The 25605-nt window shown below is 72.3% G+C and carries 25 protein-coding genes and 1 pseudogene; 11 read left to right on the top strand and 15 right to left on the bottom strand.

Features of this window, described 5'->3' with window-relative positions; translation table 11 throughout:
- Positions 1–381, top strand: a pseudogene (locus tag ACFWPI_RS07600) (hypothetical protein); the annotation flags it as partial.
- 125 nt (positions 382–506) lie between these two features.
- Here ACFWPI_RS07600 and ACFWPI_RS07595 read toward each other — a convergent pair.
- Entirely contained in the window at positions 507–1061 is a 555-nt protein-coding gene (locus ACFWPI_RS07595) for a TetR/AcrR family transcriptional regulator (protein ID WP_380375668.1), read from the bottom strand.
- Between the two features lie 138 nt (positions 1062–1199).
- Between ACFWPI_RS07595 and ACFWPI_RS07590 the strand changes: the two genes are divergently transcribed.
- Positions 1200–2003: an alpha/beta hydrolase gene (locus ACFWPI_RS07590; protein ID WP_380375670.1), complete on the top strand. Its 804-nt coding sequence runs from the start codon at positions 1200–1202 to the stop codon at positions 2001–2003.
- A gap of 81 nt (positions 2004–2084) precedes the next feature.
- On the opposite strand, the gene ACFWPI_RS07585 is transcribed toward ACFWPI_RS07590, so the two are convergent.
- The 4 genes from ACFWPI_RS07585 to ACFWPI_RS07570 form a co-directional block, all read right to left on the bottom strand.
- Positions 2085–3440: a hypothetical protein gene (locus tag ACFWPI_RS07585; RefSeq protein ID WP_380375672.1), complete on the bottom strand. Its 1356-nt coding sequence runs from the start codon at positions 3438–3440 to the stop codon at positions 2085–2087.
- 20 nt (positions 3441–3460) lie between these two features.
- On the bottom strand, positions 3461–4090 hold the full coding sequence (locus ACFWPI_RS07580; protein ID WP_380375673.1) for a hypothetical protein: 630 nt from the start codon (positions 4088–4090) through the stop codon (positions 3461–3463).
- Positions 4091–4445: 355 nt separating this feature from the next.
- Complete coding sequence (locus tag ACFWPI_RS07575; protein WP_380375675.1) at positions 4446–5498, bottom strand: hypothetical protein; 1053 nt, start codon at positions 5496–5498, stop codon at positions 4446–4448.
- Positions 5495–5827 (bottom strand): PadR family transcriptional regulator, encoded by a 333-nt coding sequence (locus tag ACFWPI_RS07570; RefSeq protein ID WP_380375677.1) that lies wholly within the window; start codon positions 5825–5827, stop codon positions 5495–5497. Before ACFWPI_RS07570 ends, ACFWPI_RS07575 begins: the two co-directional genes overlap by 4 nt.
- Before the next feature lie 170 nt (positions 5828–5997).
- Between ACFWPI_RS07570 and ACFWPI_RS07565 the strand changes: the two genes are divergently transcribed.
- On the top strand, positions 5998–6285 hold the full coding sequence (locus ACFWPI_RS07565) for a hypothetical protein (protein ID WP_380375679.1): 288 nt from the start codon (positions 5998–6000) through the stop codon (positions 6283–6285).
- A 199-nt stretch (positions 6286–6484) separates the two neighbouring features.
- Here ACFWPI_RS07565 and ACFWPI_RS07560 read toward each other — a convergent pair whose 3' ends face one another.
- Complete coding sequence (locus ACFWPI_RS07560; protein ID WP_380375681.1) at positions 6485–6946, bottom strand: ATP-binding protein; 462 nt, start codon at positions 6944–6946, stop codon at positions 6485–6487.
- A gap of 130 nt (positions 6947–7076) precedes the next feature.
- On the opposite strand from ACFWPI_RS07560, the gene ACFWPI_RS07555 reads away from it, so the two are divergent.
- From ACFWPI_RS07555 to ACFWPI_RS07545, 3 genes are read left to right on the top strand one after another with little or no spacing between them, the layout of a single operon-like run.
- The gene (locus ACFWPI_RS07555) at positions 7077–7949 is read left to right on the top strand and encodes a Scr1 family TA system antitoxin-like transcriptional regulator (RefSeq protein WP_380375682.1); all 873 of its coding nucleotides are present in this window, start codon (positions 7077–7079) and stop codon (positions 7947–7949) included.
- A gap of 2 nt (positions 7950–7951) precedes the next feature.
- Positions 7952–8137, top strand: coding sequence for a DUF397 domain-containing protein (locus ACFWPI_RS07550; RefSeq protein WP_380375684.1), 186 nt, complete (start codon positions 7952–7954; stop codon positions 8135–8137).
- Positions 8138–8197: 60 nt separating this feature from the next.
- Positions 8198–8431, top strand: a complete 234-nt coding sequence (locus tag ACFWPI_RS07545) for a DUF397 domain-containing protein (protein WP_380375686.1) — start codon at positions 8198–8200, stop codon at positions 8429–8431.
- A 31-nt stretch (positions 8432–8462) separates the two neighbouring features.
- Here ACFWPI_RS07545 and ACFWPI_RS07540 read toward each other — a convergent pair whose 3' ends face one another.
- Positions 8463–10151 carry a HEAT repeat domain-containing protein gene (locus ACFWPI_RS07540; protein WP_380375688.1) on the bottom strand — a complete coding sequence of 563 codons (1689 nt, stop codon included), beginning with the start codon at positions 10149–10151 and terminating at the stop codon, positions 8463–8465.
- 234 nt (positions 10152–10385) lie between these two features.
- Positions 10386–11522 (bottom strand): alpha/beta hydrolase family protein, encoded by a 1137-nt coding sequence (locus ACFWPI_RS07535; RefSeq protein ID WP_380424656.1) that lies wholly within the window; start codon positions 11520–11522, stop codon positions 10386–10388.
- Positions 11523–11689: 167 nt separating this feature from the next.
- On the opposite strand from ACFWPI_RS07535, the gene ACFWPI_RS07530 reads away from it, so the two are divergent.
- Positions 11690–12499, top strand: a complete 810-nt coding sequence (locus tag ACFWPI_RS07530) for a class I SAM-dependent methyltransferase (protein WP_380375692.1) — start codon at positions 11690–11692, stop codon at positions 12497–12499.
- 332 nt (positions 12500–12831) lie between these two features.
- Here ACFWPI_RS07530 and ACFWPI_RS07525 read toward each other — a convergent pair whose 3' ends face one another.
- Entirely contained in the window at positions 12832–13665 is an 834-nt protein-coding gene (locus ACFWPI_RS07525) for a helix-turn-helix transcriptional regulator (RefSeq protein WP_380375694.1), read from the bottom strand.
- 117 nt (positions 13666–13782) lie between these two features.
- Between ACFWPI_RS07525 and ACFWPI_RS07520 the strand changes: the two genes are divergently transcribed.
- Positions 13783–14847 (top strand): aldo/keto reductase, encoded by a 1065-nt coding sequence (locus ACFWPI_RS07520; RefSeq protein ID WP_380375696.1) that lies wholly within the window; start codon positions 13783–13785, stop codon positions 14845–14847.
- A 51-nt stretch (positions 14848–14898) separates the two neighbouring features.
- On the opposite strand, the gene ACFWPI_RS07515 is transcribed toward ACFWPI_RS07520, so the two are convergent.
- The 3 genes from ACFWPI_RS07515 to def form a co-directional block, all read right to left on the bottom strand.
- Positions 14899–17355, bottom strand: coding sequence for an SAM-dependent methyltransferase (locus tag ACFWPI_RS07515; protein WP_380375697.1), 2457 nt, complete (start codon positions 17353–17355; stop codon positions 14899–14901).
- A 28-nt stretch (positions 17356–17383) separates the two neighbouring features.
- Positions 17384–17632 (bottom strand): hypothetical protein, encoded by a 249-nt coding sequence (locus tag ACFWPI_RS07510; protein WP_380375699.1) that lies wholly within the window; start codon positions 17630–17632, stop codon positions 17384–17386.
- 237 nt (positions 17633–17869) lie between these two features.
- Positions 17870–18466 carry a peptide deformylase gene (gene def / locus ACFWPI_RS07505; RefSeq protein ID WP_380375700.1) on the bottom strand — a complete coding sequence of 199 codons (597 nt, stop codon included), beginning with the start codon at positions 18464–18466 and terminating at the stop codon, positions 17870–17872.
- Between the two features lie 83 nt (positions 18467–18549).
- Here def and ACFWPI_RS07500 point away from each other — a divergent pair, with 83 nt between their 5' ends.
- The 3 genes from ACFWPI_RS07500 to ACFWPI_RS07490 all read left to right on the top strand — a co-directional run bounded on the left by ACFWPI_RS07500 (position 18550) and on the right by ACFWPI_RS07490 (position 21339).
- Positions 18550–19131 (top strand): helix-turn-helix domain-containing protein, encoded by a 582-nt coding sequence (locus tag ACFWPI_RS07500; RefSeq protein WP_380375701.1) that lies wholly within the window; start codon positions 18550–18552, stop codon positions 19129–19131.
- 207 nt (positions 19132–19338) lie between these two features.
- Positions 19339–20130: an aminoglycoside N(3)-acetyltransferase gene (locus tag ACFWPI_RS07495; RefSeq protein WP_380375702.1), complete on the top strand. Its 792-nt coding sequence runs from the start codon at positions 19339–19341 to the stop codon at positions 20128–20130.
- A gap of 297 nt (positions 20131–20427) precedes the next feature.
- Positions 20428–21339: an LLM class flavin-dependent oxidoreductase gene (locus ACFWPI_RS07490; RefSeq protein ID WP_380375704.1), complete on the top strand. Its 912-nt coding sequence runs from the start codon at positions 20428–20430 to the stop codon at positions 21337–21339.
- A 42-nt stretch (positions 21340–21381) separates the two neighbouring features.
- On the opposite strand, the gene hemC is transcribed toward ACFWPI_RS07490, so the two are convergent.
- From hemC to ACFWPI_RS07475, 3 genes are all read right to left on the bottom strand, one after another.
- Positions 21382–22317 (bottom strand): hydroxymethylbilane synthase, encoded by a 936-nt coding sequence (hemC, locus tag ACFWPI_RS07485; RefSeq protein WP_380375706.1) that lies wholly within the window; start codon positions 22315–22317, stop codon positions 21382–21384.
- A gap of 136 nt (positions 22318–22453) precedes the next feature.
- The gene (locus ACFWPI_RS07480) at positions 22454–24763 is read right to left on the bottom strand and encodes an ABC transporter permease (protein ID WP_380375708.1); all 2310 of its coding nucleotides are present in this window, start codon (positions 24761–24763) and stop codon (positions 22454–22456) included.
- On the bottom strand, positions 24760–25512 hold the full coding sequence (locus ACFWPI_RS07475) for an ABC transporter ATP-binding protein (RefSeq protein WP_380375709.1): 753 nt from the start codon (positions 25510–25512) through the stop codon (positions 24760–24762). The genes ACFWPI_RS07480 and ACFWPI_RS07475 overlap by 4 nt, the downstream gene beginning before the upstream one ends.
- Positions 25513–25605: the final 93 nt, after the last annotated feature.

Below are 25605 nucleotides of genomic sequence, written 5' to 3'. Positions count from 1 at the left end.
ACCCCGGTGACGGCGACCAGCAACACCGTGACCATCGTGGCCTGCACCCCCTGCGAGGACCAGGACCACGGCGGCTGCGACGGCAACAACTCCGGTGGCCACGGCGGCTGGGGCGACCACCACCCCGGCCCCGGCCAGTGGGACAACCACCCCGACGGCACCGCCCCCGGTGACACGTCAGCCGCCGAACACCCCGCCGGCACCCACCCCGCGCCCGTTCCCCCGCGCGACACCGCCGCGCAGGAACCCGCCCTGATGCTCGCGAACGCCGGATCCCCGGTGGCCATGGCCGGCCTCGGCGGCGGCGCGCTGCTGGGCCTCGGCTGGCTCATCGCCGCCTTCGCCTCGGCCCGCCTGCGCCAGGACGGCTCCGGAGAGTGACCACCCTCCACCATCCGGACCGGCCCCGGCCCCGGCGACGCACGCAACGCACACGGCGCACACGCCGGGCGTAGCGGCCGGGAGAGCAGAGTGCGCCACCACTGGTGGCGCACTCTGCCTGCTTTTTAGCCGAGGACGGCGTCCACGGCGGCCGCCAGCGCCTCGCGCACCGCCGGGGGGGCGGTGAAGCGGCTCTGGTTCATCGCGCCGTGCCGCAGGATCAGCAGGGTGTCGGCCGCCCGGTCGGGGTCGGGGTGGCCGGTGGCGGCGAGCAGGCCGGTCAGCAGGGCGCGGAACCAGTCCATGTGCTCCTGGATCGCGCGGCTGACCGGGTGGTCGGGGTCGGGGTAGTCGGCGGCGGCGTTGATGAACGGGCAGCCGCGGAAGCCGGGGGCGCAGAACTCGTCGGCGATGCCCGTGAACAGGGCCGTCACGGCCTCGCGCGGAGGAAGGTCCGCCACCGCGGCGGCGGCGGCGCGGAAGAGCCGGTCGTGCTCGTGGACGTAGGCGAGCACGACGTCGTCCTTGGACGGGAAGTGCCGGTAGAAGGTCGCGTTGGCGACCGCCGACTCGCGGATCAGCTGGTCGATGCCCACCCCTCGCACGCCCTGGGCGTAGAAGAGCCGCATCGCCGCGGCCAGGATGCGAGCGCGCGGTGGCGCGGAATCTCTCGTCGTCATGGCTTGACGCTAACAGAAGGATCGTTCTACCTTGGAGAAATAGAGAGAACGCTACTTCTACTTCTTGGATCGGACGACCGCGCCCCGACCGGCCGCCGATCCGATCCCCAGCCCTCACGCACCAGGAGAGACCCCGCCATGCCCAGCAACCGCACCCCGGTCATGTTCATCCACGGCCTCTGGCTGCACTCCACGAGCTGGCAGGGCTGGGCCGACCGGTTCCGCGACGCCGGCTACGAACCGATCCTCCCCGAATGGCCCGGCGTCCCCGCCACCGTCGCCCAGGCCCGCAGGAACCCCGACCCCCAGGGCGGAATCGGCCTCGCCGAGATCTCCGCCCACCACGCCCGGATCATCCGCGACCTCGACACCCCGCCCGTCCTCGTCGGCCACTCCGTCGGCGGCTTCATCGCCCAGCACCTCCTCGGCCAGAACCTCGCCCGGGCAGCCGTCGCGATCTGCCCCGGCCAGATCAAGGGCGTCAAGGCCGTCGGGCCGGCCCAGGCCAAGTCGGCCTTCGCGTTCCTGCGCAACCCCGGCAACACCAAGCGCGCCGTCTCGCTCAACCCCGAGCAGTTCCGCTACGCGTTCGCCAACGCCGTCCCCCAGCAGGAATCCGACGCACTCTTCGACGAGTGGACCATCCCCAGCCCCGCCCGCCCGCTCTTCCAGCTCGCCCTCAGCAACTTCGCCCCCCACTCCCCCGCCAAGGTCGACACCCGCAACCAGGACCGCGGACCGCTCCTCCTCCTGTCCGGCAAGCTCGACCACACCGTGCCCGACGTGCTGACCCGCTCCACCCACAAGCAGTACCGCAAGTCCTCGGCCGTCACCGACTACCACCGCTTCGACGACCGCGGCCACTCCCTCACCGTCGACCACGGCTGGACCGAACTCGCCGACCACTCCCTCACCTGGCTCGACCGGCGCCACATCGGCTGAGCAGACGGCACCGCCCGGCCCCGGCTCCCCGGCCCGCCGCCCGAAAGGTGCGGGCGGCGGGCTCGAACGGCAGCCCACAGGTCAGCGGCGGCCGATGATCTTGGAGAACGTCGCGAGCGAGACGGTGCCCGTCTTCTTGGCGGCATCACCGACGATGCCCCAACTGCCGATGCTCTGACCATAGTTGGCGGTCAGCGCGGCGCCGCTCGCACCCTCCTTCGCCTGGGACATGTCCGCACCGGTGGACATCTCGACGACCAGCGGGACCTGGGTGGACAGGTTGACCGAGCCCTGGAGGACCTTCCCGGCAATCTTCCCCGCCTTCTCCGAGGCGCCGACGACCTTGGCACCCTTGGTGCCGATGTAGTTGAACACCTTGGTCGCGTCGGAAGCCTTTGAGCCTCCGGTCTCGGCGAGGAAGGTGAGCCCGGCCCGGCGGACGCCGACGCTGGCCTTGTAGGAGGCCTTGGCGCCGGTGCCGATCGTCTTGACGATGGCCTTGCCCGCCTTGAGGCTCTTGGCGACCGCGCCGACACCGGGCAGGGCGGCGAGCGCGTCCGCGCCCAGGCCGACGATCGTGGCCGCGTCCCAGTCACCCTTGATCGCGGCGTCCACGGTGTGGGCGCCGAGCGCGGCGATGGCGGTGACGGCGGCGACCGGGCCCGCGATCGGCGTGAGGACCGGGATGAGGGCCAGGACGCCGGCGACGGCGGACACGATGCCGAGGATGTCCCCGAAGACGGACCAGAAGCTGCTGCCCTGCTCCTCGGCCGCCTTGCGGGCGGCCTCGGCCTTCAGGTACTCGAACTCCTGACCACGGGTCTGGATGACCCGGGTGAACTCGCGGTCGGTGAGCAGACACTGGAGCTGGAGTTCGGCCTGGAGAGCCAGCGCCATGTCGATCAGGTCGTACAGGCGCTCGTCCTTGATCCACTCCCGGGGGTAGCCGTTGTCGGTGAGCCGGTAGTAGACACCCTCGCCCGAATACCCGCCCATGGCCAGGGACGGTATCGAGCCGAGGCGACGAGCGACGGAGGAGTGCCGGAAGGCGATCACGCCCGCCGTACGAGGAAAGTCGGGGTCCGCCCCGAAGGGAGACTTGGCAGCCTCCCTGGGCAGGAACTGCTTGAAGTCCGCCAGTTCCTGTGCGACCTTCTGGTCGGAGTACGCGTAGCCTCCAAGCTCCCAGTCCAAGCGGTGGAGTGCGTCGATGACCTGGTCGCGCTGGAAGACGTACAGGCGCAGGAGCTGGTCGATCCGGTAGTGGTCTTCGGGGCGCAGCGCCTCCGGGTCCCACCCCCAGATCTTCATCGCGTCCTTGCTGTTGGTGGTGTACATGTTCAGTTCGCTCTGAACGTTGAAGACGATCTTGTCCTGGTTGCCCGGCTGGTAGCCCAGGGCCTCCAGGTCGACATTGAGCCGGTACTCGATCTCCATGGGTCTGTCCCCTTTCCCGGTCAGGCCGCGGTGGCGGTGTCGAAGGTGATCGTGCGGCAGACCTCGGCGAGGATCTCCACGCAGGAGTCCCACTCGGGGAGGTTCTCCGTGGCGATCGCGAAGTCGGCCATCGCCAGGCGCCCCGGTATCGGCACGAACACGTGCAGCTGCCGGACCACGGTCGGGCCGCCGCCGTCGCCGAGCAGGTTCACCGGGCGCTCGACCTTGCGTTCCTCGGTGAGCAGCACCGCGGGGCCGGCTTCGAGCCGGACGACGCCGACCTCGGCGTCCGGGTAGATGGCGCCCATGGTGCGCGCCAGGCGGTGGACGGTCTGCTCGTTGGACAGCTCGCTGGGGCGGGCGGTGACGGTCAGGATCGCCGAGGCCAGCTTCTCCTCGGGCTTCTCCTTCGTCGGCCCGTACAGCAGCGTGCCCGCGTAGACGGCGCCGGCGGCGGACAGCAGCTCGTACATCGTCTGCTGGGTCAGGACGGCTGCCCCTATCTCCTCGTCCGACGGCTTCGGGTCGACCATGTTCAGCCGCTCGATCAGCCGGTTGGTGTTCACCTCCGCCGACACGGAGAAGTCGAGGTCGGTGAACGCCTCCGGGACTTGGAAGCTGATCGGCAGGTCGATCGTGGCGTCGGGCACAGGGGCGCTCCTCACGGGCGGGACACGGATGCGGCCCACCGCACGACGCGGCAGGACCGCCCGCCATGATCAACGCCCGGCAGGACCACCGACCCCACCACCACCCACGGCACGCGAACCGCTGGCGCGAACCGATCCGCCTTACGTCCCGCCTGGACCGAATTGCCCACCCGAACACGCGTCCCACCCGTAACCGGAACGGCCTGATCCACCGTCACCCACACGGCCTAAACGGCTCATTGCATGGCACGGCACCGCCGGGAACGTCCGCGAAGCGGAACGCCGCGCCGACCGGGGAGGTCGTGCGCGGCGTTCGCCGGGAGAGTCGGGAGCGTCGAGAGAGTGCGGGGGCGGGTTACGCCGCGCCGAGGCGGCTCGGGTCTCCCGGAGCGGGCTTCAGGTAGCGGACGGCGGCTGCTGTCGTCAGGGCGATCAGGGTGACGGTGAGGAGGTACTGGCAGAGCAGGCCGAGATCGCCGAGCTCGTTGTCGTACCAGGTGAAGAACGCGTTGCCGGCGAGGCCGAGACTGAGGACCGGCGGGAGGACGGCCAGTGCGGTCGCGGCCGGTAGCAGCCGGCCCCAGCGGAGGGATGCGAGCGAGAGCAGGGCCAGCGGGATGCAGGCCCCCATCAACGTCAGCACGGGCTGGGGAAGTACGGGGAGGGCGCTCTCGTGAAGAAGTGCGCCGAGGCGGCCCAGGTTGGACAGCAGGAGGCTCGCGACCAGCACCAGGGCGGGCGGGACGGCGGCGCGCGGTCGGCGGGCGATCGTGCTCTCCAGCAGGTCGCCGGGGGCGGCGAAGAGCAGCAGGGACCACAACACGTTCGCGCCGGACGACATGATCAGGAGGGTGTAGTCCGGCGGAAAGCCCGGCACCACGGTCCATATCTCATGCTGCTGGACGAAGCACTGGGCGATGGCGGCCACTCCGGCCAGGGCGGCCAGGGTCCGGACGGTGGTCCACCGGCGGAACAGCAGGGCTACCACGACCAGCAACCAGGGCACCTGAGTGACGGTCTGGGCGATCAGCGGGGAGTGCCAGTCGACGAAAGCGGTTCCGGGGTGCTGCAACGCGTAGGAGTGGTTGGCCGTGGCCTGCCGCCACTTCTCCGGGAGGAACACGAGGGCGGTCAGCTGCTGACCGAGCGCCATGGCGGCGGCCAGCGGGGCGGTGGTGGCGAGCAGGCGTCCGGCGGTGCTGCTCGCGGTGATGCCGGTGCGCACCCGCAGGCCGTACGCGGCGACGCCGACGGTCTCGCGGATGACGGCCAGTCGGCCGGCGCCGGCGGTGGAGTCGGCGTGGACCGCGGCGATCTCCTCGCCGCGCTCGGCCCGGTAGGCGGCGGGGTAGGCCCGCAGGGCCAGTCGCAGTCCTCGCAAGGCGGTGCCGGTGGTGGCGGTGTTCACGCGAGGGCCCCCCTGGCCGTCGGACGGGTGGTGCGCAGACGCCGGTCGGCCTCGGCCACTACCGCGCGCAGCCGGTCGGCCTCGGCGACGAGGGTGTCCCGCCCTGCGTCGGCGAGTGCGTACGTCCGGCGGGCGCGGCCGTCGATCACCTCGTCGCGCTCGACCTCGATCAGCCCCTGCTGGAGCAGGCGGTCCAACGCGCTGTAGAGCGTGCTGGTGCGCATTTTGACCCGACCGTCCGAGAGCGCGGCAACCTCTTGGATCAGGGCGTAGCCGTGCCGAGGCGCGTCGGCCAGTGCGGTGAGCAGAAGCAATGTGGGCTCCTGCATGGAGCGTAATGTCATGCGAATACATATACCGTTCATAGGCATATACCGTCTATGGGCCCATGCATCTGGCACGGGCGGATGCCAGAGCAACCGTTCGGCGCCGGAAGCCGTCATTTCACAGGTGTCGGGGCACGACCGCCTCGCCTCAAGGACACCGGGAGCTGGTCTCGTTGCAGCGGAAGAAGCCGTACTGGCAGCCGTACTGGTGGCGACTGATGTTCCGTTCGGACGTCGCACCGGAGTGGGAGCCGATGGATCGCGGACCGCTCACCCCGGTCTCGAACCACGCGCTGACGACGATGTCGATCGAGGCCTGGGCCGACGGCCTCCTGGAGGAGGCGCTCTACGAACTCGAAGACCTGCGCGGCGACCTGCGCATCGAGTGCTACGAGGAGCCCGTCCTCACGGACGGCACTCCGCCGGTGTATTCGCGCCAGGGGCGGCTGCCGGGGAGGTGAGTCCGGGACGGGTTCGGCGCGGGAAGTCGGTGGGGCCGACTTCCCATGCCGTAGTCAGCGAACAGGGGTTGGGGTTGCGGTGGGCCTGGGGCCCGGGCGGGGATGGTGCTGGGCGGTGAGGGGGTAGATCCAGGCGAGGAGCGCGAGGAGGAGGGCGAACGGGAGGAGGGTGTAGGCGGTCGCGGTGCCCGGGGTCACGTCAGGACGCATCGAGGGCGGCGGGGAGGTCGAGTTCGGCCCAGACGGTCTTGGCGTTGGGGTGGCGGGGGATGCTGCCCCAGCGGTCGGCGAGGGCGTCGATGAGGGTGAGGCCGCGCCCGGACTGGGAGTTGGGGGCGAGGACGGCGGGCAGAGCCGGGAAGCGGTCGCCCCGGCAGTCCGAGATCTCGATGCGCAAGGTTGTGCCCCGGCGCACGGTGGTGGTGAGACAGAGGTGAAGCTCGAAGCCGCGCCCCGGAACGCGGCCATGGGTAGTCGCGTTAGCGGCGAGCTCCGCGACGATCAGGAGAGCCGAGTAGTACGGCTCGGTGTGGGACAAGTTCAGCCCCCAGGTAGTCAGTTGACGCCTGGCGATGCGCCGGCCGATGGCGGCGCCCTTGGGGGTGGCGGCGAGGGTGACGGTGTGACGGCGGGGGCTGTCGAGCGGGATGTCGGTCGTCATGGAAAAAATCGTGGCGCCCCGGACGTACGCTGACCACGGATTCGGCGAGCACTGAGAGTGCCTGTGCGGATGCGGAGGGTTGGCCTGTCGGCCGGCCCAGATCAATCGGTCGAAAGGGTGGGTGATTGTCGTGGGTGGCGTCGAGCGCACGGTCTTCGATGACGGCGAGACGGTGGAGAACTCCGACGGGGTCGCGGAGTTCTATGCGGCGGTGGGCAAGTTGATCAGGCTCTTCCGGGAGCGGGCCGGGCTGACCCAGCGCGAGCTGGCCGAGAAGCTCGGGTACAGCGAGGACCAGTTGGGGGCGGTCGAGCGCGGCAAGCGGACGCCGAGAATCGAGATCCTGACGAAGGCGGACGAAGTCCTCAACGCGGGCGGCGCGTTGAAGATCGTCGCCGACGACGTGATGAAGGCGAAGATCCGGATCACCACGCGGCACCCGGCATTCTCCAAGGCCTTCACGTACGAGGAGTGGCGGGCCATCGAGATCCACGAGTACAGCAGTCTCCACATTCCCGGACTGCTTCAGACCGAGGCCCATGCGCGAGCGCTGTACGACATGCGTAGGCCGTGGCTCTCCGTCGAGCAGATCGACGACTGGGTGTCCGCGCGGTTGGCGCGGCAGGAGATCCTGAGCCGATGGCCGTTGCCGGTCATGAGCTGGGTGATCGACGAGAGTGCCCTGCGCCGCCCGTTGGGGGGTTGGGACGTTCACCAGGCGCAGCTTCGCCACCTGCTCAAGGTGGCCGAGATCCGCGGCCTGGAGCTTCAGGTGATGCCGCTGGACAGGACGGAGAACGCCGGCATGGGCGGCTCCTTCATCCTCCTCACGCCGACGGGGCGGGCCCAGATCGCGTACGTAGAAGTCCAGCACGTCAACAGGCTGATCACGGACCCGGAGGAAGTCCGTAAGATGACTGCACGGTACGGCACCCTCAGGGGGCAGGCGCTCAGCATGAGGGAGTCCTTGGCCTTGATCGAGATGATCCTGGGAGAGCGGTGAGCATGGCCGAGCTGGCGTGGTTCAAGAGCAGTTACAGCAGCAACGAGGGTGCTGCGTGCGTGGAGGTCGCCGAGACCCCCGGCGTCGTCCACGTGCGTGACTCCAAGGACAAGAGCGGCCCGCAGCTGGCGTTCGAGCCCGCCGCGTGGAAGGCGTTCGTCGGCTTCGCCGCGACCGCCGAGGTCTGAGCAGTCCCCCAACAGCCCACCGCTAGGCAGCGGTGGGCTGTTGGCGTACCGTCAGAAGGCATGGAACTCGTCTGGTTCAAGAGCAGCCACAGCACCAACGAAGGCGCCCAATGCGTCGAGATCGCGTGGCGCAAGAGCAGCTACAGCACCAACGAGGGTGCTGAATGCGTCGAGGTCGCCGAGACGACCGCCGCCGTCCACGTCCGTGACTCCAAGGACAAGGACGGCCCCCAGCTCACCTTCTCCCCCACCGCCTGGCAGGCCTTCGTCGACTTCGCCCCGACGGCCGCCTGACGGCCCGAGACTGCCAGGACCAGGACCAGGCCTAGGGTGTGACAGTACCCTCCTGTGCGTCGCCCTCGATCGCCCGGAGCGCGGCGACCGCAGCGGGCGCCACATTGGAGTTCACGGCCGCGCCGAGTGCGGCCAGCTCACGGATCACCGGCAGTGCGGGTGCCGCCGCCGGGCCGAACTGCCGCAACGCCGCCAGTGCCGAGCAGACGATCCCCCACTTCTCCGCCCGCACTGCCCGATCGAGTACCTCCTCGACCGCCCCGAGCGCCGCCGTGCCCCCGAGGTGCCCCAGCGCCTGCAGCGTCGAGTTCACCTCCGTTTCGATCCACTGCTGGTCCAGGTCGAAGCCGAGCAGCCGCTCGACCAGCCCGGGCACCAACTGGCCTGCCGCACCCGGAAGCCACTTCGCAGCCTGGACCGCCCGCCAGGCGTCGACCCCGCCGTCCAGCGCCACCAGCAGACTCGGCAGCGCCCGCTCGTCACCAAGACGTGCCAACGCGAGGACGGCCTCCTGATGGGCCCGGCGCAGATGGCGCTGCGGGGAGGCCCACGCCTGTGGTCCGTACTGCGCGTGCTGGGCGGCGACGAAGGCGGCCAGCACCGGGCGGGCCGGCTCGGGGACCGGATGGCAGGTGCCGAGGGCGGAGGCGGCCTCGGCGACGACCTCAAGGTACGGGTCCGCGAGTTGGGCGCCGATCAGCGCGACGAGCGGGCCGTGGCCAGCGCTCCGGGACCTGATGATCTCCGAGCCCATCCGCAGGGCGTCCAGCCGGGTACCGGGATCGGCGCTGCGCAGCTGTTCCGCCAGCAGCATCGTGCGCTCGGACACCCGCGCGCCCAGAACCTCGTGGAAGGTGCGCAGCAGCCCGGTGACCGGTGAGTGGACCGTTGCGTGCCGGTCGAGGTCCTCGAACGCGGCGATGACCTCGACCGGTGCGCTGCCCGGCTCGATCGTGGGTGCCGGTGTCGCCGGGGTGGGGGTGAGCCACCAGTCGCCGGTCGGGGCCTTCTGTTCACGCAGCAGGGCGATCGCGGTGCGGGTCGCCTCCTGGGCGTGGAAGTCCGGTGTGCACCGGGCGTGCTGGATCAGGGCCGCCAGCCGGGTGGTCGGATCGAGCGCGGTGTCGTCGGCGAGGGAGGTGAACCAGGCCGATGCGGACGCCAGCATGTCCGGCCGGGGCAGAGCCAGCTCGGCCATCGCCTCGACCAGCAGCAGCCGTTCGACCACCCCCGGTGCTGCGGGAAGCCGTTCCCGCAGCACCGCGGCAGCGCGTTCCGCATCGTCGACCAACAGCCCGAGCGCGGGTATCGCCGCCTGCCGCACCAGCCGGTCGGAATCCGTGGCGAACCCGATGAACGCCTCGGCCTGCTCCCGCATCAGCGCCGCGGCCTTGTAGTGGCCGGAGAAGTCCCAGCTGTTCTCCTCGGTCGCGCCGTACGCGAGCGCCGCGCTGCCGATGCCGACCAGCAGTTCGACCACCGCCGCCCGTAGGGGCGCAGCGGCGTCGCCGGCCAGCTCGAAGAGGAACGGCACGCTTACGGCCGTGCACTGGTAGACGTCGCCCTGATGGTGGACGGCGCTGTAGAACCTGCCGAGCGCGTCCCCGCGCTCCTCCTCGTCGGAGGAGGCGAGCGCGTGCAGCAGCCCGGGCACCTCCTCCGCGGTGCCGTAGGCGTGATGCATCTGCGACCAGTCGATGTCGTGGAGTCCGTCGAACATGACGAACATTCTGCCCGTCGCCACTGATCTCTGGGGGCGGGGCAGGGGGCGGGACCCGACCTCTGAAGACGAGCTCTAACCGGCAGCGCCGTCCTTCGAGATGACGGCCCCGGGCCTGCTGCGTCCGCGCGCTCAACTGCTGGGCGAAGCTCCGCAGGGAGTCGGCGTTCCTCGCGCCTCGATGCGGGCGGGCCGCCTCCGTGGCGCCGGGGCCCCTTCTGCCGTCCGTGCCGGTCAGGGGCGGGTGAAGGCCACCTCGGGGAAGTCCCGGCTGGGGCCGTTGAGCAACGGCTCGCAGATGCCCTTGAGTTGGCGCTCGAAGAAGGCGCCGACATAGCTGGTGGTGATCGCGATCGACCGGGGAGCGTTCGGGATGGGCAGCACGCCGCTCTCGTCGACCAGGTAGTCCAGGTCGGTGAAGGTGTAGTGGTCGGCGCCGGCGACGGTGAGCCACCGCTTCCATCCGTCCAGGTTCGGCCAACTGCTGGTCCAGGACGGCACGATGTCCGGGCCGCTCGGGTCCGCGGCCGCGATCAGCAGGACCGGGCGGCCGCCGATGCCGGTCGCGGGAACCGGTGGCGTGATGGCGCCGTCGAGGTCGACACCGGCCAGCACGCGTCGGTCCGCGCCCATGGCGGCCAGGGTCGCATCGCCGCCGGCGGAGTGCCCGGCCATGCCGATCCTCGCCGGATCGATGAGCGTGGAGTACCGCCACACCGAGCGCGGACCGGTGAGCTCGGTGAGCAGGAAGGACACGTCCCGGGCGCGGCCCGCGGCGATCTGTTCCTGGGTGGCCGCGCCGGAGTTGTACGCGTCGCACGCCGTACAGGGCAGGATGCCGTCCGGGAACCGGGTGGCCGCCGATTCGTGGGCGTGGTCGACGGCCGCCACCACGAAGCCCCGACTGCTCAGTTCCTCGGCCAGCGCGGTGAGGGTGTAGCGGGGCACCGTGAAACCGGGCGACAGCACGACGAGCGGGTAACGGCCCCGCGCCGGCGCCGCGCCGGCCCGGGCCCACGTACGGGTGTCGGCGAGGCGGGCCGGTTCGAGGGCCCCCGACAGACCCGCATAGGTGATCAACGCCGACGCCTCGGCGGTGCTCATGTACGCGGCAGGCGTGCCGCTGTTGGTGCGGGCAGGGTAGTAGAGGTCGACCATCAACTGTCGCGGTCCCGACTGCGGTGCCCACGGATCGGCGCGCCGGTCGTCGACGAGGTGCAGGGTGTCACGACCGACCGCGTACGGCCCGGTCGGCCTCGGCAACGACAACGCACTCGCCGTCTGGGCCTTCGGCGCACTGGACGCCGTCAACGGTGCCGCGGCGGGTGCCGCGACAGCTGGGGCGGACACGCTCAGGGGGATGAGCACCATGGCGGTGGCGCAGCTCACCGCGTATCTGGTTGCCCACCGGATTGTCTTCATGGCGGCGATTCTTTCCACCGGCACGGGGGCGCGGCATCCGGGTGGACCCCCGACAAGTCCCTGATTTCGACGGCGAAGGGGGTGGCCGGACGGCGCGGCGCGGCTAGCGTGACCGCATGGATCGAGATCAACACCTACTCCACGCCTCGTCGTTCGGCGCGGCGGCGGTCGCGTACGCCGAGCACCGCCCGGACTACGCGCAGGACGCGGTGCGTTGGGCACTCGAACCCGCTCCCGGCCCGCGCGTGCTCGACCTCGGCGCCGGAACCGGCAAGCTGACCGGCGTGCTGGCCGCGCTGGGTGCCGAGGTCATCGCGGTCGAACCCGACCCGGCGATGCTGGCCGAGCTGCGCCGTTCGCTGCCGGAGGTCCGTGCCCTGGTGGGGAGCGCGGAGACGATTCCGCTGCCGGACGCCTCCGTCGACGCCGTGGTCGCCGGCAACGCCATGCACTGGTTCGACATGGCCGTCGCGGGGCCCGAGATCGCCCGGGTCCTCGCCCCCGGCGGCGTCCTGGCCGGCCTGTGGAACGTGATGGACGACCAGGTCGCCTGGGTCGACGGGCTCGCACAGGTCAGCGGGGGCGAGGCCATCGGCCCGCGTGACACGCCCGCCGGCTGGCGCGCCGAGACGACCGGCATGCACCTTCCGAAGACCGGCGCGGCCACCCGCTTCGGCTCGCCGGAGCAGGAGCAGTTCCCGCACGGGCAGCTGCGCACCGCCGACTCCCTCGTCGCGACCCTCGCGACCCGCGCGGGCATGCTCATCATGCCGGAGCAGGAGCGGGAGGCCAGACTCGGCCGGATCCGCGCGTTCCTCGCGGACAGGCCGGAGACCGCCCGCGGCGAGTTCACGCTCCCGATGCTGACCGCCGTGCTGCGCGTCCGACGACTGGATCCCGGCCCGGGGCCGGAGGCGCGGGGCTAGGGCGTGTCTTCAAACCCCCGTCGTCCGCCCGGAGGGCGGGCGTGGCGGCGTTGGGGTGCGTGCATCGCAAGGCGGAGGAGGGAGTCCATGCGGTGGGGGCACCTCCCGGCCGAAGGCTGGGGGCCATCGGCGACTGACGACAACGCGGCGAGGTGCGTGCCCCAACGCCGGCGCGCAGGCGGGAGTTTGAAGACACGCCCTAGGGCCTATTTCGAAAGTTCTGGCCGCGAACGTGTAGCAGTCATGGACACCGCGCCGTCCGGGCACCCGGCATGCTTTCGGCCCGGATCTCACCGATGGACTCCGAGGCACGCCGGAATGAGGGTTCTACGTCACCGCGAGCACAACCGGTTCAATGCCGACCGGCTCTCATCGTCCGCGGCGCGGCAGATCATCAACCGCTGGTCCGGATCTTGGAGTGGCATGAGTACTTCGAAGTTCACGGCGATCACACCTGCGTCCGGATGCCGCATCACCTTGTGTCCGCGGCCGTTGACCTTCACGTCTCCCTCGGCCCACAATCGCGCGAATTCCTCGTTACGGGTGGTGCATTCGGTGATGAGGTCGGTCAACGCCTGGTCCTCCGGGTGCGCGGCCCACGCTGCGCGCAGGTGGGCGATTCCCTCCCGCACGACGCGCTCGCGGTCGACATAGAACTCGCGTATTTCCGGGTGTACCAGGCACAGCCACATGGCATTGCGTTGCGACGGCGGCAGGGTGTCGAAATCCAGCAGCAGCCTCGCCATTTCGCCGTTCCAGGCCAGGATGTCGTAGCGGTGGTCCATCAGCACGGCCGGCAGCGGCGACAGGTCGGCGACCAGCCGGGCCAGCGGGGGTGCTGCGGTGGTGGCGGGCTTGTCGGCGTTGCGGGGGCGCTGCTGGGCCAGGTTGAAGAGGTAGGCGCGTTCGTCGGGGGCCAGGCGCAGCGCCCGGGCCAACGCCTCCACCACGTTCGCTGAGGGCCGCAGTCCCCGGGCCTGTTCCAGCCGCGCGATGTAGTCGATGCTGACCCCGGCCAGTTCGGCGACCTCTTCACGGCGCAGCCCCGGGGTCCGCCGGGCCTGCTGACGCGACGGCAGGTCGAAGTCCTTCGGGTCGAGGCGCTCGCGCCGGGTCCGCAGGAACGCGGCCAACTCCTTTGCCGTGTCCACGGTGCGGGTCATCATGTTCGATCCAACAGCCAGGGTAGGACTGGTGTTCCCAGGAACTTCTTTCCCTTATCCCCGGCTCGCGGCGGTCACAGACTTGTTCTCGACAACGGATGACAAGCACAGGAGGACACGATGTCGCTCACCCTCGACACCTACCGGTTGCTGGGCCGCTCCGGGCTGCGGGTCTCACCGCTGGCGCTGGGCGCGGCGACCTTCGGCACCGAGTGGGGCTGGGGTGCCGAGCAGGACGAGGCGCGTAAGCTGTTCGACCTCTACGTCGAGCGCGGCGGCAACTTCGTCGACACCGCCAACACCTACACCAATGGCAGCTCCGAGCGCCTGCTGGGTGAATTCACCCGCGACAACCGCGAAAGCCTGGTGCTGGCAACGAAATACACCACGCTGCGCCGGCCCGGCGACCCGAATTCCGGGGGCCCTCACCGCAAGAGCCTGTTCGCGTCGGTGGAAGCCAGTCTGCGACAGCTGAATACGGACTACATCGATCTGCTCTACCTGCACGTGTGGGATTTCACGACACCGGTCGAGGAGATCCTGCGTGGCATGGACGATCTGGTCCGGCAGGGCAAGGTCTTGTACGTGGCGATCTCCAACGCCCCGGCCTGGCAGGTGTCGCGCATGCAGGCGATCGCCGACCTGCGCGGCTGGTCGCCGCTGGTCGCCCTGCAGATCGAATACAACCTGATCGAGCGTACCGGGGAACGTGACCTGATCCCGATGGCACGCGAGATGGGGTTGGGCGTGGTGCCGTACTCGCCACTTGCCGGCGGGGTGCTCACCGGCAAGTACAGCCGCGACGACCTGACCACGACGAACACCGCGGTCGACGACGGCACCCGTAAAAATTTCAATATCGCCAACGGCGGGCTCACCGAACACAACCTGGACATCGCTGATGTCGTGAAGGAGGTCGCCGCGGAGCTGGGCCGCACAACCGCCCAGGTCGGGCTGGCCTGGACCCTGCAGAACCCGGATGTGACGGCATCGCTCATCGGCGCCCGCACTCTCGCGCAGCTGGAGGACAATCTGGGTGCCCTGGAGGTCGGCTTCACGGCCTCCCAACTGGCCCGCCTCGACGAGGCCAGCGCGATCGAACTCGGCTTCCCGCACGACATGCTCGCCAGCGACAGGATGCGCACGGTGACCCACGGCGACCTGAAGGTCGAAACCCGCCGCTGATACCCGATCGAGCCCCGGGGCAGCACCCGGCCCGGGACTGGAGGCGCGGGGCTAGAGGCCCGCCTCCCAGAGCGCGCGCCGCACCGTGTGCAGGGCGGTGGCGGACTGCTCCCAGCCGTGCCACCAGAACAGGCCGCCGCCGTGGCTCGCCTCGGCGGCGAGCGCCGTCAGGTGCGCCCACGGCCCGGCCGGGAGGCCGAACTGCGGGCGGGCGGCCAGGCGTTCGGCCTGTTCGGCGGCGACCGGCACCATGCCGACCACCGGCAGCCGTGGGCCGCCGGGCGCGCGGCCGGGTGCGGTGCCGGTGCCGGTGGTCGGCATGGTGCCGGTGCCGGTGCCGGTGCCGGTGAGCATCGGGTGCAGGGTGATCGGGTCCAGCAGCAGGGTCAGTTCGGCGGACGGCAGCGGCGCGGGGCCGTCGCGCCAGGTGAGGCGCTTGCCGGTGAACTCCGCATGGAGGAGAGGCTGTTCGTCGAGGGTGACGCCGTCCTCGGCCACCCTCAGCTCCGCGCCGCGGCCGCCCGGCAGCTGCACCCGGTAGCAGCCGTACAGATACGGCGGCACGGTCGATGCCGCCACGGCCTGGGCGTAGGGGACGGCGACGCCGTCCACCTCGAAGCCCGCCGGACCGACCACGACGGCGGCCGCCGTGGGCACGCCGTCGACCGTGACGCGGACCCGCAGCGCCGGGCCGTCCTCGCCCGGCCCGACGGAGACGACCAGTTCGCGCCCGGCCTCGTCCGCCGCCCGGTAGTCGCCGACCAGGTCGGCGAGCGGCGGCACGTCCGGCAGGGCGTACTCGGCGAGTTGCACCGAGAACTCCGCCGCCGCCACCCGCCCGGCGGGCCACACCGCGCCGACCAGCCGGCGCCGCCCGTCCCGGCCGACCTCGGTGCGCAGTTCGCCGCCGCAGTCGTTGCCGTCCTCGACCCGCCAGCGCAGCACACCGTGGTCGTGGCGCGGGGCGGTGATCCGCCGCCCGTTGACGTGGATCCGGTGCCGGGGCGGGTCGGTGGCGCGGCCCAGGACGTAGACGTCGAGGTCGCCGTCCGGCGTGCCGTACAGGCCCGTCCACGGATACAGGGCCTCGGCGAGGACGGTGTCCAGGTCGCGCCGGATGCTGCTCCCCCCGCCCGCGAGCCCGCCGCCCCCGAGCCCACCGCCCCCGGGCCCACCGTCGCGCACCGATCGGAGCAGCGCGCGCGCCTCGGACTTGCGGGTGAGCAGGGTGCGCAGCCGCCGCGCCGCCTCCGGGGTCGGCCGCCGGTAGCGGCCCTTGGCGGCGGCCTGCATGGCCGCGTCCTCGCGGCGGGCCAGCAGGGCGCGTTCGGCGTCGGCCAGATCCGGCGGCGCCCAGGACGCCACCGCCGCCTCGGGCTCCCGGACGAAGCGTTCGCGCAGGGCGCCGTCCTCCCCCAGGGCGAGGACGAAGCGGGCGGCGGGCGTGTCCTCCTGCCAGTGGTAGCCGCCGGGGACGTGGAAGTCCGTGAAGCCGTCGAGGGCGGCGAGTTCGCGCGGCCCGTACTCGTCGATGTTCCGGACCGGGCCGGTGGGCGGCCGCACGGTCTGGCCTGGTCGGATCAGGCCCAGCCGTTCGAGCATCCGAGGATCGGCCGGGGCGGCGACGGCCGGGGGGAGGTACCAGGTGGAGGCGCTGGTGACGGTCCGCTGCACGGCCCGGTCCCGGAGCCCGGCGACGGTGTGCCGGTCGGTGACGGGGGCGGTGCCCCGGTAGCGGGCGCCGATGTAGTTGACCACGGGGTGGTCCGGGCCGTAGACCTCCTCCAGCCGGTCGACCAGGACGGGCAGCCGGTGGTTGAAGAACCCGGTGCGCTGGTAGCCGAGTTCGCCGACCAGCCCGACCTGCCAGAGCACCAGGTGCAGGCCCGGGTCGATCCGCCGACCGCGGATCAGCAGGTCCGAGGCCTCGAAGGTCTGCATGCCGGGGCTGCTCGGGTCCACGCCGAGGTCGGCGCACAGGACGTCCAGCGCGCTGATCCCCGGACGCATCACGGCCGCGTGGCCCTCGCGGCGGGCGATCCGGACGGCGCGGTGGCTGGAGAGGACGAACACGCCCGGGTGGCCGTAGAAGACCGCCGCCACCCGCCGCCCGGCCCGGACGAAGTGCAGGATCGCCTCGGACATCTGCACGTACGTCAGATAGCGGTCCTTGGCGTCGTCGTAGAGGACGCCGAGGTCGTAGGAGTCGGGCCGCCAGGCCTTGATCCGCACCACCGTCACCGGGTCGGCGACGCAGTGGAAGACGTGGTCCGCCTCGCGGAGCAGCCGCTCGTCGGCGCGGGTGAACCCGGCCGCCTCGATGCCGGAGCCGAGCACGGTCAACTCGCCCTTGGTCGTGGCCGGTTCGGCGGGCTTGCCGTCCTGCTCGGGGCGGCGCGGCGCGGGGGCGACGACAATGGCCCGGGCCAGCTCCGCCCAGCGGTCCTCGTGCTCGCGGCGGGTCGGGAAGCGGTCGAAGGGGCGGCCGTACGGGCGGTTCGGGTCCATCGGGCGGCGTCAGTCGGTGTCGGCGGCGTCAGGCGACATCGACGGCGAAGTCCAGCTGGACGACCTGCGGCGGGGGATCCATCAGGCCCGGGGCCTCCACCTCGAAGTCCATCTGGGTGATCTGCGGCGCGGGCTCGGTCAGGATCGGGCTGGCCAGGTCGAAGTCCGTCCGGCCGACCTGGCGGAAGGGCCGGTCCGCGGCGGTGTCGGCGCCCAGCGCGAGATCGGCGTCCACGTCGATGTCGACGACGTCGAAGGCCAGGCTGCTTGCGGTCACGGTAGGCACTCGACTGTCACTCGTCCCCTCGGAGCCACGGGCGTCGGCGAGCTCATGTTACCGAACGCCAGTTCGCGCCGACAGCCCCGCGGGGGCGGCTGCGGTCGGGTGGGATGGGGGCCGCAGAGGAACGCGGCCATCTCACCCGACACGTCTACGCCGAATGCCGACAGTCCCCGGCTGTCCAGGTGCGCCACCCCCGGACCGGCGCGCACCCAGGGCTCTGGTCGGGCGCGGTCAGCGGGAAGACGACCGGGCCGCCCGGGCGGCCCGCTGGGCCCGCTGGGCGAAGACGTCCTCCCGGCGGTCGGCGGTCTGGCGCAGGACGCGCTTGCGGTCCCGGCCGGACAGCCGGTCGATGTACAACTGCCCGTTCAGGTGGTCGGTCTCGTGCTGGAGGCAGCGGGCGAAGTAGCCGGTCCCCTCGATGGTGACTGCGGCGCCGTACTGGTCGAAGCCGTGCACCACCACCTCGGCCGGGCGGGCGAGTTCGGTGCCGGCGCCGGGGACGGAGAGGCAGCCTTCGGTGTCCTCGATCAGCCGGCGGCCGGGCTCGCGGGGCTCGACGACCGGGTTGAGCACGTGGCCGACGTGCCGGACGCCCTGGTCGTCGCGGCAGTCGTAGACGAAGAGGCTCAGGTCCACGTCCACCTGGTTGGCCGCGAGCCCGCAGCCGTCGGCGACCTGCATGGTGGCGAACATGTCCTCGATGAGGCGGGCCAGCCGCTCGCTGCCGTAGTCCTCCCCGGTCGCCGGGCGGCAGGTGCGGCGGAGGATGTCCTCCCCCACCTCGGTGATCCGCAGGATGGTCGGGCGTTCACGCAGTTCGGACATCGGCGCTCCCTCGTCGACACCGTCGACACGACGGCAAGGATGACGGCTTGTCATCGACTTTGCAAAGTAGCAGACTTTGCAAAGTGACCGAAGACGCAAAAGACGCCAAAGATGCCGACGACACCGAAGACCTCACCGCGCCCCCCGCCACCGGCGCCCTCCCCCAGCACCCCGTACGCACCGCGATCCTCGGCCTCCTCGCCGAGAAGGCCGCCCTCACCTCCACCGAGGCCGCCGCCGCCACCGGGTACAGCTCCGGCCTGTGCTCCTTCCACCTACGGCAGCTGGCCCGCCACGGCCTCATCGAGGAGGCCCCCGCCACCGACGGCCGCGCCCGCCCCTGGCGGCTCCCGCAGCAGCCGCACCAGCCCCACCAGCCCGCCACAGCCGACGAGTTCGGGGAACTCGCGCGCGGCCTGGAGGACGAGAGCTACCAGCGCTGGCTCGCCCGCCGCGACACGGCGCCTGCCGACTGGCGGCAGGACGAGGCGTTCAGCACCGTCCTCTACCTGACCCCCGCCGAACTGGCCGCCGTCGGCGAGGCCGTCCGCCAGGTGCTGGCCCGCTACCGCGACCGCGAGGCCGACCCGGCCGGCCGTCCTACCGGCGCCCGCCCGGTCGCCGCCGTGGCCCGCCTCTTCCCACTCCTCCCGGACGAGCACTGACGGGCACTGACGGGCACCGAGGAGCGCCGGAGTCCGCCGCCCGGCGCTTCGCGGTGATCCTCCTCCGCCCCCGAACCCAAAGCAATGGTCAAGACCAAATGGTCGAGACCAATTTGGCGACGCGCCGGAGACGGCACGCGGGCGGTGTCCAGGCGAGGGAAATAAACCCGCTGGCGCACCCGGCCCGCCGACCCGCAAGCTGGCCCGATGCGCGTCAACGGCCCCCTCTGCACCCGCCAGTCCCTCGCCACCGACCTGCGTGCCGCCGGGGTCGAACCCGGCGGCACGCTGCTCGTGCACTCCTCGCTGCGCTCCCTCGGCTGGGTCTCCGGCGGGCCGGTCACCGTCGTCCAGGCCCTGCTCGACGCCCTCGGACCGACCGGCACCCTCGCCGCCCCCACCCACACCGGGGACAACTCCGACCCCGCCGGCTGGTCCAACCCGCCGGTCCCGGAGGCCTGGTGGCCCGACATCCGAGCGTCCTGGCCCGCGTACGACCCGCAGGTGAGCCCCACCCTGGGCATGGGCGCCATCCCCGAAACCGTCCGGACCTGGCCCGGCGCCCGGCGCAGCGCCCACCCGCAGACCTCCTTCGCCGCCCTCGGCCCGGGCGCCGCCGAGACCACCGACGGACACGCCCTCGACTGCCTGCTCGGCGAGTCCAGCCCGCTCGCCCGGCTGGAGGACCGCGACGCCCAGGTCCTGCTGCTGGGCGCCGACTTCGGCTCCTGCACCTGCTTCCACCTCGCCGAGTACCGCGTCCCGGGCCCGAGCGAGGACATCTCCTTCGCCACCCTCACCCCCGAGGGCCGGCAATGGCTCACCGTCCGCGACCGGGCCATCTGCGCCGACGACTTCGCCGAACTCGGCACCGCCTTCGAGGCCGACCACCCGAAGGCCGTCCGCCACGCCACGGTCGGCGCCGCCACCACCCGCCTCTTCCGCCTCCGCGACGCCGTCGCCTACGCACAGCACTGGCTGCCCGAGCACCGGGCGTAGCGGTCGATCCGCCCCCAGGGCCGGGTCGGGTGGGAGCTCTCCGGCGCCGCGTCCGCCTCCGGCACGCCGCCGGGAATCTTGACGAATCGCCAGTTGCCCGGCGATTCCCGGGCATCATTCCAGGCACGGACGCGCGGGGAACGGCGTTGGACCCGGGAAACACCTCGCGCAACCGTCGCCGCACTCCGACTAGCACGCTCCCCGGAACGACGAGCCGCAGGACGGGGAGCAGGGCCGCGCGCGGGCCCACGGAGGGGCGGCGCCCGTATGCGGCCTGCCCTCCGGAGGATGATCCCCATGCAGCCCGACCCTCAGCCCGCCTCGAAGCCCGCCCCGCAGGCCTCCCCGCAGGCCGTCAAGATCGGCCTCGGTCTGCCCCTCCAGGACCCCGTCCTGCTGTTCGAGTGGGCCCGGCGGGCCGACGCCGGCCCGTTCAGCACGCTCGGCCTGGCGGACCGGGTGGTGTTCGACAACCCCGAACCGCTGGTGACGCTGGCCGCCCTGGCCGGCGCCACGTCCCGCGTCCGCCTGCAGACCGAGGTGCTGCTCGCGCCGCACCACGTCCCCGCGCTGCTCGCCAAGCAGACCGCCACCCTGGACCTGCTCTCCGGCGGGCGGTTCACGCTCGGCCTCGGCGTCGGCGGCCGGGAGGACGACTTCCTGGCCGCCGGCATCGACCCGCGCCGCCGGGGCCGGCTCCTGGACGAGCGGATGGCGGTGCTGCGCCGCCTCTGGGCCGGTGAGCCGTTCGGCGAGGGGGTCGGCCCGGTCGGGCCCGCGCCTGCGACGCCGGGCGGCCCCGAGGTGCTGTTCGGCGGCTTCGCCCCGGCCGCGCTGGACCGGGTCGGCCGGTTCGGGGACGGCTTCCTCGGCGCGGGAGTGCCGCCGGAGGTAATGGCCGGGCTGTTCCAGGACGTCGAGAAGTCCTGGCAGCGGCACGGCCGGGACGGCCGGCCCCGGCTGGTCGCCCAGGCGAACGCCGTCCTCGGCCCGGCGGGGACGGTCGAGCAGGCCCGGCGCAACATCCGCGCGTACTACGAGTCCAGCGGCCGCGCCGACCGGATGGAGGAGGGCCTGCTCACCACGCCGGAGGCGATCCGGGCCGCCGTGGCCGGCTTCACGGCCATCGGCGCGGACGAGGTGATGCTGTACTGCTGGTCCCCCGAGGTGGACCAGGTGGACCGCTTCGCCGAACTGCTGTTCCGGTAGCGGTCGGTCGCAGAGGCGGGGATCAGTGCGGGATGCCGGAGATCAGTGCGGGATGCCCGCGATCAGCTCCTGTGCGCCCTGCCGCTTGAGCGCCAGCGCCGTGGAGGTGCCGAGGTCCTCGGGGCTGAGCGCGCCGGCCCACTCGTGGGCGTCCAGCACCTGCTTGCCGTCCGGGCTGAAGACCCGGCCGCGCATCGAGAGCCGGCCGTCCGGTTCGGCCCTGGCGTAGCCGGCGATCGGGCTGTTGCAGTGGCCCTGGAGGACGTGCAGGAACATCCGCTCGGCCGCCGCCTCGCGCCAGGTGTCGCGGTGGCCGAGCGCGGCGACCGCGTCGACGGTGACGACGTCGTCCTCGCGGCACTGCAGGACGAGGATGCCGGCGCCGATCGGCGGGCACATCGCGTCGAGGTCCAGGATCTCGGTGATCCGCGCCTGCTCGCCGATCCGCTCCAACCCGGAGGCGGCGAGCAGCAGCGCGTCGGCCTCCCCGGCGGCCAGCTTGGCCAGCCGGCTGTTGGCGTTGCCGCGGATCGGCACGCACACCAGGTGCGGTTGGGAGGCGGCGAGTTGGGCGACCCGGCGGACGGAGGAGGTGCCGATCCGGGTGCCGGGCGGCAGTTCGGCGAGGGTCAGGCCGCCGGGGTGGACGAGGGCGTCGCGGATGTCGTCGCGGCGCAGGTAGGCGGCGAAGACGGTGCCGGCGGGCAGCGGGCGGTCGGCGGGCACGTCCTTGAGGCAGTGCACGGCGACGTCGGCCTCCCCGGCGAGCAGCGCGGCGTCGACCTCCTTGGTGAACGCGCCCTTCCCGCCGAGCCGGGCGAGGTCGCCCATCCAGCGGTCGCCGGAGGTGGTGACCGGCACCACCTCGGTGCGCAGGCCCGGGTGCAGGGCGGCGAGTTCGGCGCGGACCCGCTCGACCTGGGCGAGCGCCATGGGCGAGGAGCGGGAGACGATGCGGATCAGCTCAGCGGTGGCCATGGCGCGATGATAGGCGCTCGAACGCCGGGCCCTGACCCGGCGTCAGCCATGCGGCCGAAGGCCCGTCGGGCGGCACCCGGACGGCCGGGCGGCGAACCGTCCGACCGTCCGTGTGCCGCCCGAGTGTCGGCCGCGCTCACTCGTTGTGCAGCACCTCGGCGATCGGCAGCCGGGCCGCCGAGCGGGCCGGGACGAGGGCGCCGAGGACGGCGATCGCGACGCCCGCCAGCGCGAGCCCGGCGAGCAGCGGGGCGCCCCAGACGTCGATCATGTGCTCCGGGAAGGCCAGGATCCGGACGTTCTCGGCGATCAGCCGGTGCACCACGATCCCGAGCGGGATGCCGATGACGCCGCTGAGCGCGCCCTGCCAGGCCACCGAGGTGACCGTCATCGCGACGACCTGGCGGGGCGTCATGCCGATGGACTTCAGCATGCCGATGTCCCGGCGGCGCTCGCGGATGGTGAGCAGCAGGGTGTTGAAGACGCCGAGCGAGGCGACCACCGACAGCAGGACGGTGAAGACCGTGCTGAAGGTCTGGATCGCGACGACGGGCCCCACCGGACTCGCGGTGACCACCGAGGGCGTCAGGCTCGGGTCGGCGTCCGTGACCGCCTTCCGGTACGCGGCGGTGTCGGCGCCGTCGGCGAGCCGCACGTCGTACTCGACCGTGTGCGGGTCGGGGGTGAGCTCGGCCCGGGTGGCGTCGTTGGAGGTGATCGCGTTCGCGTTGCCCTGGATCTCCTCGCCGACGATGGTGACGGCCAACTGTCGGCCCTCCAGGGTCAGGGTGATCCGGTCGCCGAGCTTGAGCCCGCGCTGGTCGAGGAAGGCCGGCCCGGCCTGGACCTCGTCCGGCCCGGTCGCCGGGCGGCCCTTGACCACCCGCAGCCACCTGGTGGCGGCGATGTCGTCGCCGCCGTAGAAGTCCATGAAGACGGGCTGGGTGTGACCGACCACGCCCACCCGGACCAGCCCCCGGGTGACGACCTGCGCGGCCCCGGGGGTGGCGCGCAGCATCGCCTCGGTCTGGGCCGGGGTCAGCCGCGGCTCGGTCGGGTTGCTCTGGAAGTGGCCGGTCTGCACGTTGACGTGGGTCTTGTCGTCGGCCGGGGCCATGCTCCTGGCCAGGGTGCTGCTCAGGCCGGTGGTGACCGTCACGGTGACCACGCCGAGCACGATCGCCGCCATGGTCAGCGCCGTCCGGCCCGGGCGGGCGAAGGGCTGGCCGAGGCCGAGGCTGACGGCGCGCGGCAGCCGGGTGCCGCTCAGCCGGCGCTGGACCTTCAGTCCGCGCCCGGTGCGCGGCGCGCTGCCGGCCGAGATCGCCTGGGCGGCGGAGAGCCGGTGGGCGCGCGAGGCCGGGACGAACGCGGCGGCGACGACCAGCAGCGGGACGCCGACCAGGGTGGCGGCGGGCAGCCAGCCGGCCGGCTCGATCACGGCGGTGCCGGTCGAGATGCCGCTGAAGGCGGTCTCCAGGATCGGGTACGCCCCCGTCCAGCCGGCCGCCGTCCCGAGGACCGTGCCGACGACCGCGGGCACCGAGACCATGGTCAGGTAGACCGTGACCACCTGGCTCGGGGTGAAGCCGATCGACTTCAGCACGCCGATGTGCCGGTAGCCGGAGACCACCGCGCCGCTCACCACGTTGCCGACGATCAGCGCGGCGACGACCAGACCGAGCACGCCGAAGACCGTCATCAGCGGCAGGTAGGCGTCGGCGCCGGCGGAGAAGGCCTGCTTGAGCACCAGGTACGACTGCGCGCTGGCGAGCGCGCCCCCGGGCAGGCCCTCGGTGGCCGTGCCCAGGGAGGCGGTCAGCTGCTGTTCGGTGTCCGCGTCGGCGAAGCGGTAGAGCATCTGACGGCCGGTGGGGTGCAGGGCGGCCGCCTGCTCGGGGACGACCCAGCCGCCGGCGGACTGGCTCATGCTGCCGGCGAAGCCGACGATGGTGAGCTTCAGCCCGGTGGCGGTGGTGAGCGAGGTGCCGAGGAGCTTCGTCGCGGCGCCGCCGCCCGGTTGCTGGATGACCACCTCGCCGGGCGCCGTGGCCCAGCGGCCGCCCAGCAGCTGCACCCGGTCCACCGGCCCGGCCGGGTCGGCCCGGCCGACCAGGGTCAGCGGGCCCGGCGGGCGGCCGACCCAGTCGGTGGGGATCTCCACCACGGCCTGGTCGAACGGCCCGGCGGCCGCCTCGACGCCCGGCCGGTGGGCGGTGGCGGCCAGCTGCTCCGCCGAGGCCCTGGCCGGGTCGAAGGCGGTGACGACGTGGGCGCCGCGCTCGGCGGCGAAGGCGTCGTCGAAGGGGGCCCGGGCGGCGCTGATCACGGCGAGGGCGAGCAGCACGGTCGTGGTGGAGCAGAAGACGACCAGGCCGATCACGAAGGTCTGCACCCGGCGGCGCTTCACGGCCGCCCGGGAGGCCCGCCACACGGCGCCGGTCATGCGGACGCCTCCAGGGCCCGCTCGCGCGCCACCTTGCCGTCCGCGACCTCGACCAGGCGGCTGGCGCAGCGGGTGGCCAGGTTGGGATCGTGGGTGACGATCAGCAGGGTCTGGCCGATCTGGTTGAGGTCGATCAGCAGGTCCATCACCTGCTCGCCGGAGCGGCTGTCCAGTGCGCCGGTCGGCTCGTCCGCGAGCAGCAGCGCCGGGCGGTTCATCAGGGCCCGGGCCACCGCGACCCGCTGGCGCTCGCCGCCGCTGAGCGCGGCCGGGTAGGTGTCCTTGCGGTGCGCGACGCCGAGTTCGTCCAGCAGTTCCAGGGCGCGGCGGCGCGCCTGGCGGGCCGTGGTGCCGGTCAGCTGGGCGGCCAGGGCGACGTTGTCGAGGGCGGGCAGGTCGTCGATCAGGTTGAAGAACTGGAAGATCATGCCGATGTGGCGGCGGCGGAACAGGGCCAGCCCGGTCTCGTTCAGCTGCCCGAGGTCCTGGCCGTGCACCCGGACGGTGCCGGAGGTCGGCCGGTCCAGCCCGGCGACCATGTTCAGCAGGGTGGACTTGCCGCACCCGGAGGGGCCCATCACGGCGACCGCCTCGCCCGCCCGGATCCGCAGGTCGACGCCGTCGAGCGCCTTGGCGTCGCCGAACTCCTTGTGGACCCCGGACAGCTCGACGACGGCCTGTGCGTCGTCCGGCGGGGTGGTCCCGTCGTGGTCGTTCGGCGGGGTGGTCCCGTCGTGGTCGTTGCTCATGGTGGACGACGGTAGGCGCGGGCCCCCGGGCCGGGCGTCCCACCCGGGGTGTAGCCGGGGCGGCCGTAGTACCCGGGATGTACGCGGGCGGCA

Source organism: Kitasatospora sp. NPDC058492, assembly GCF_042720685.1.
Classification (GTDB): domain Bacteria; phylum Actinomycetota; class Actinomycetes; order Streptomycetales; family Streptomycetaceae; genus Kitasatospora.
This window is presented reverse-complemented; position numbering and strand designations above follow the sequence as displayed.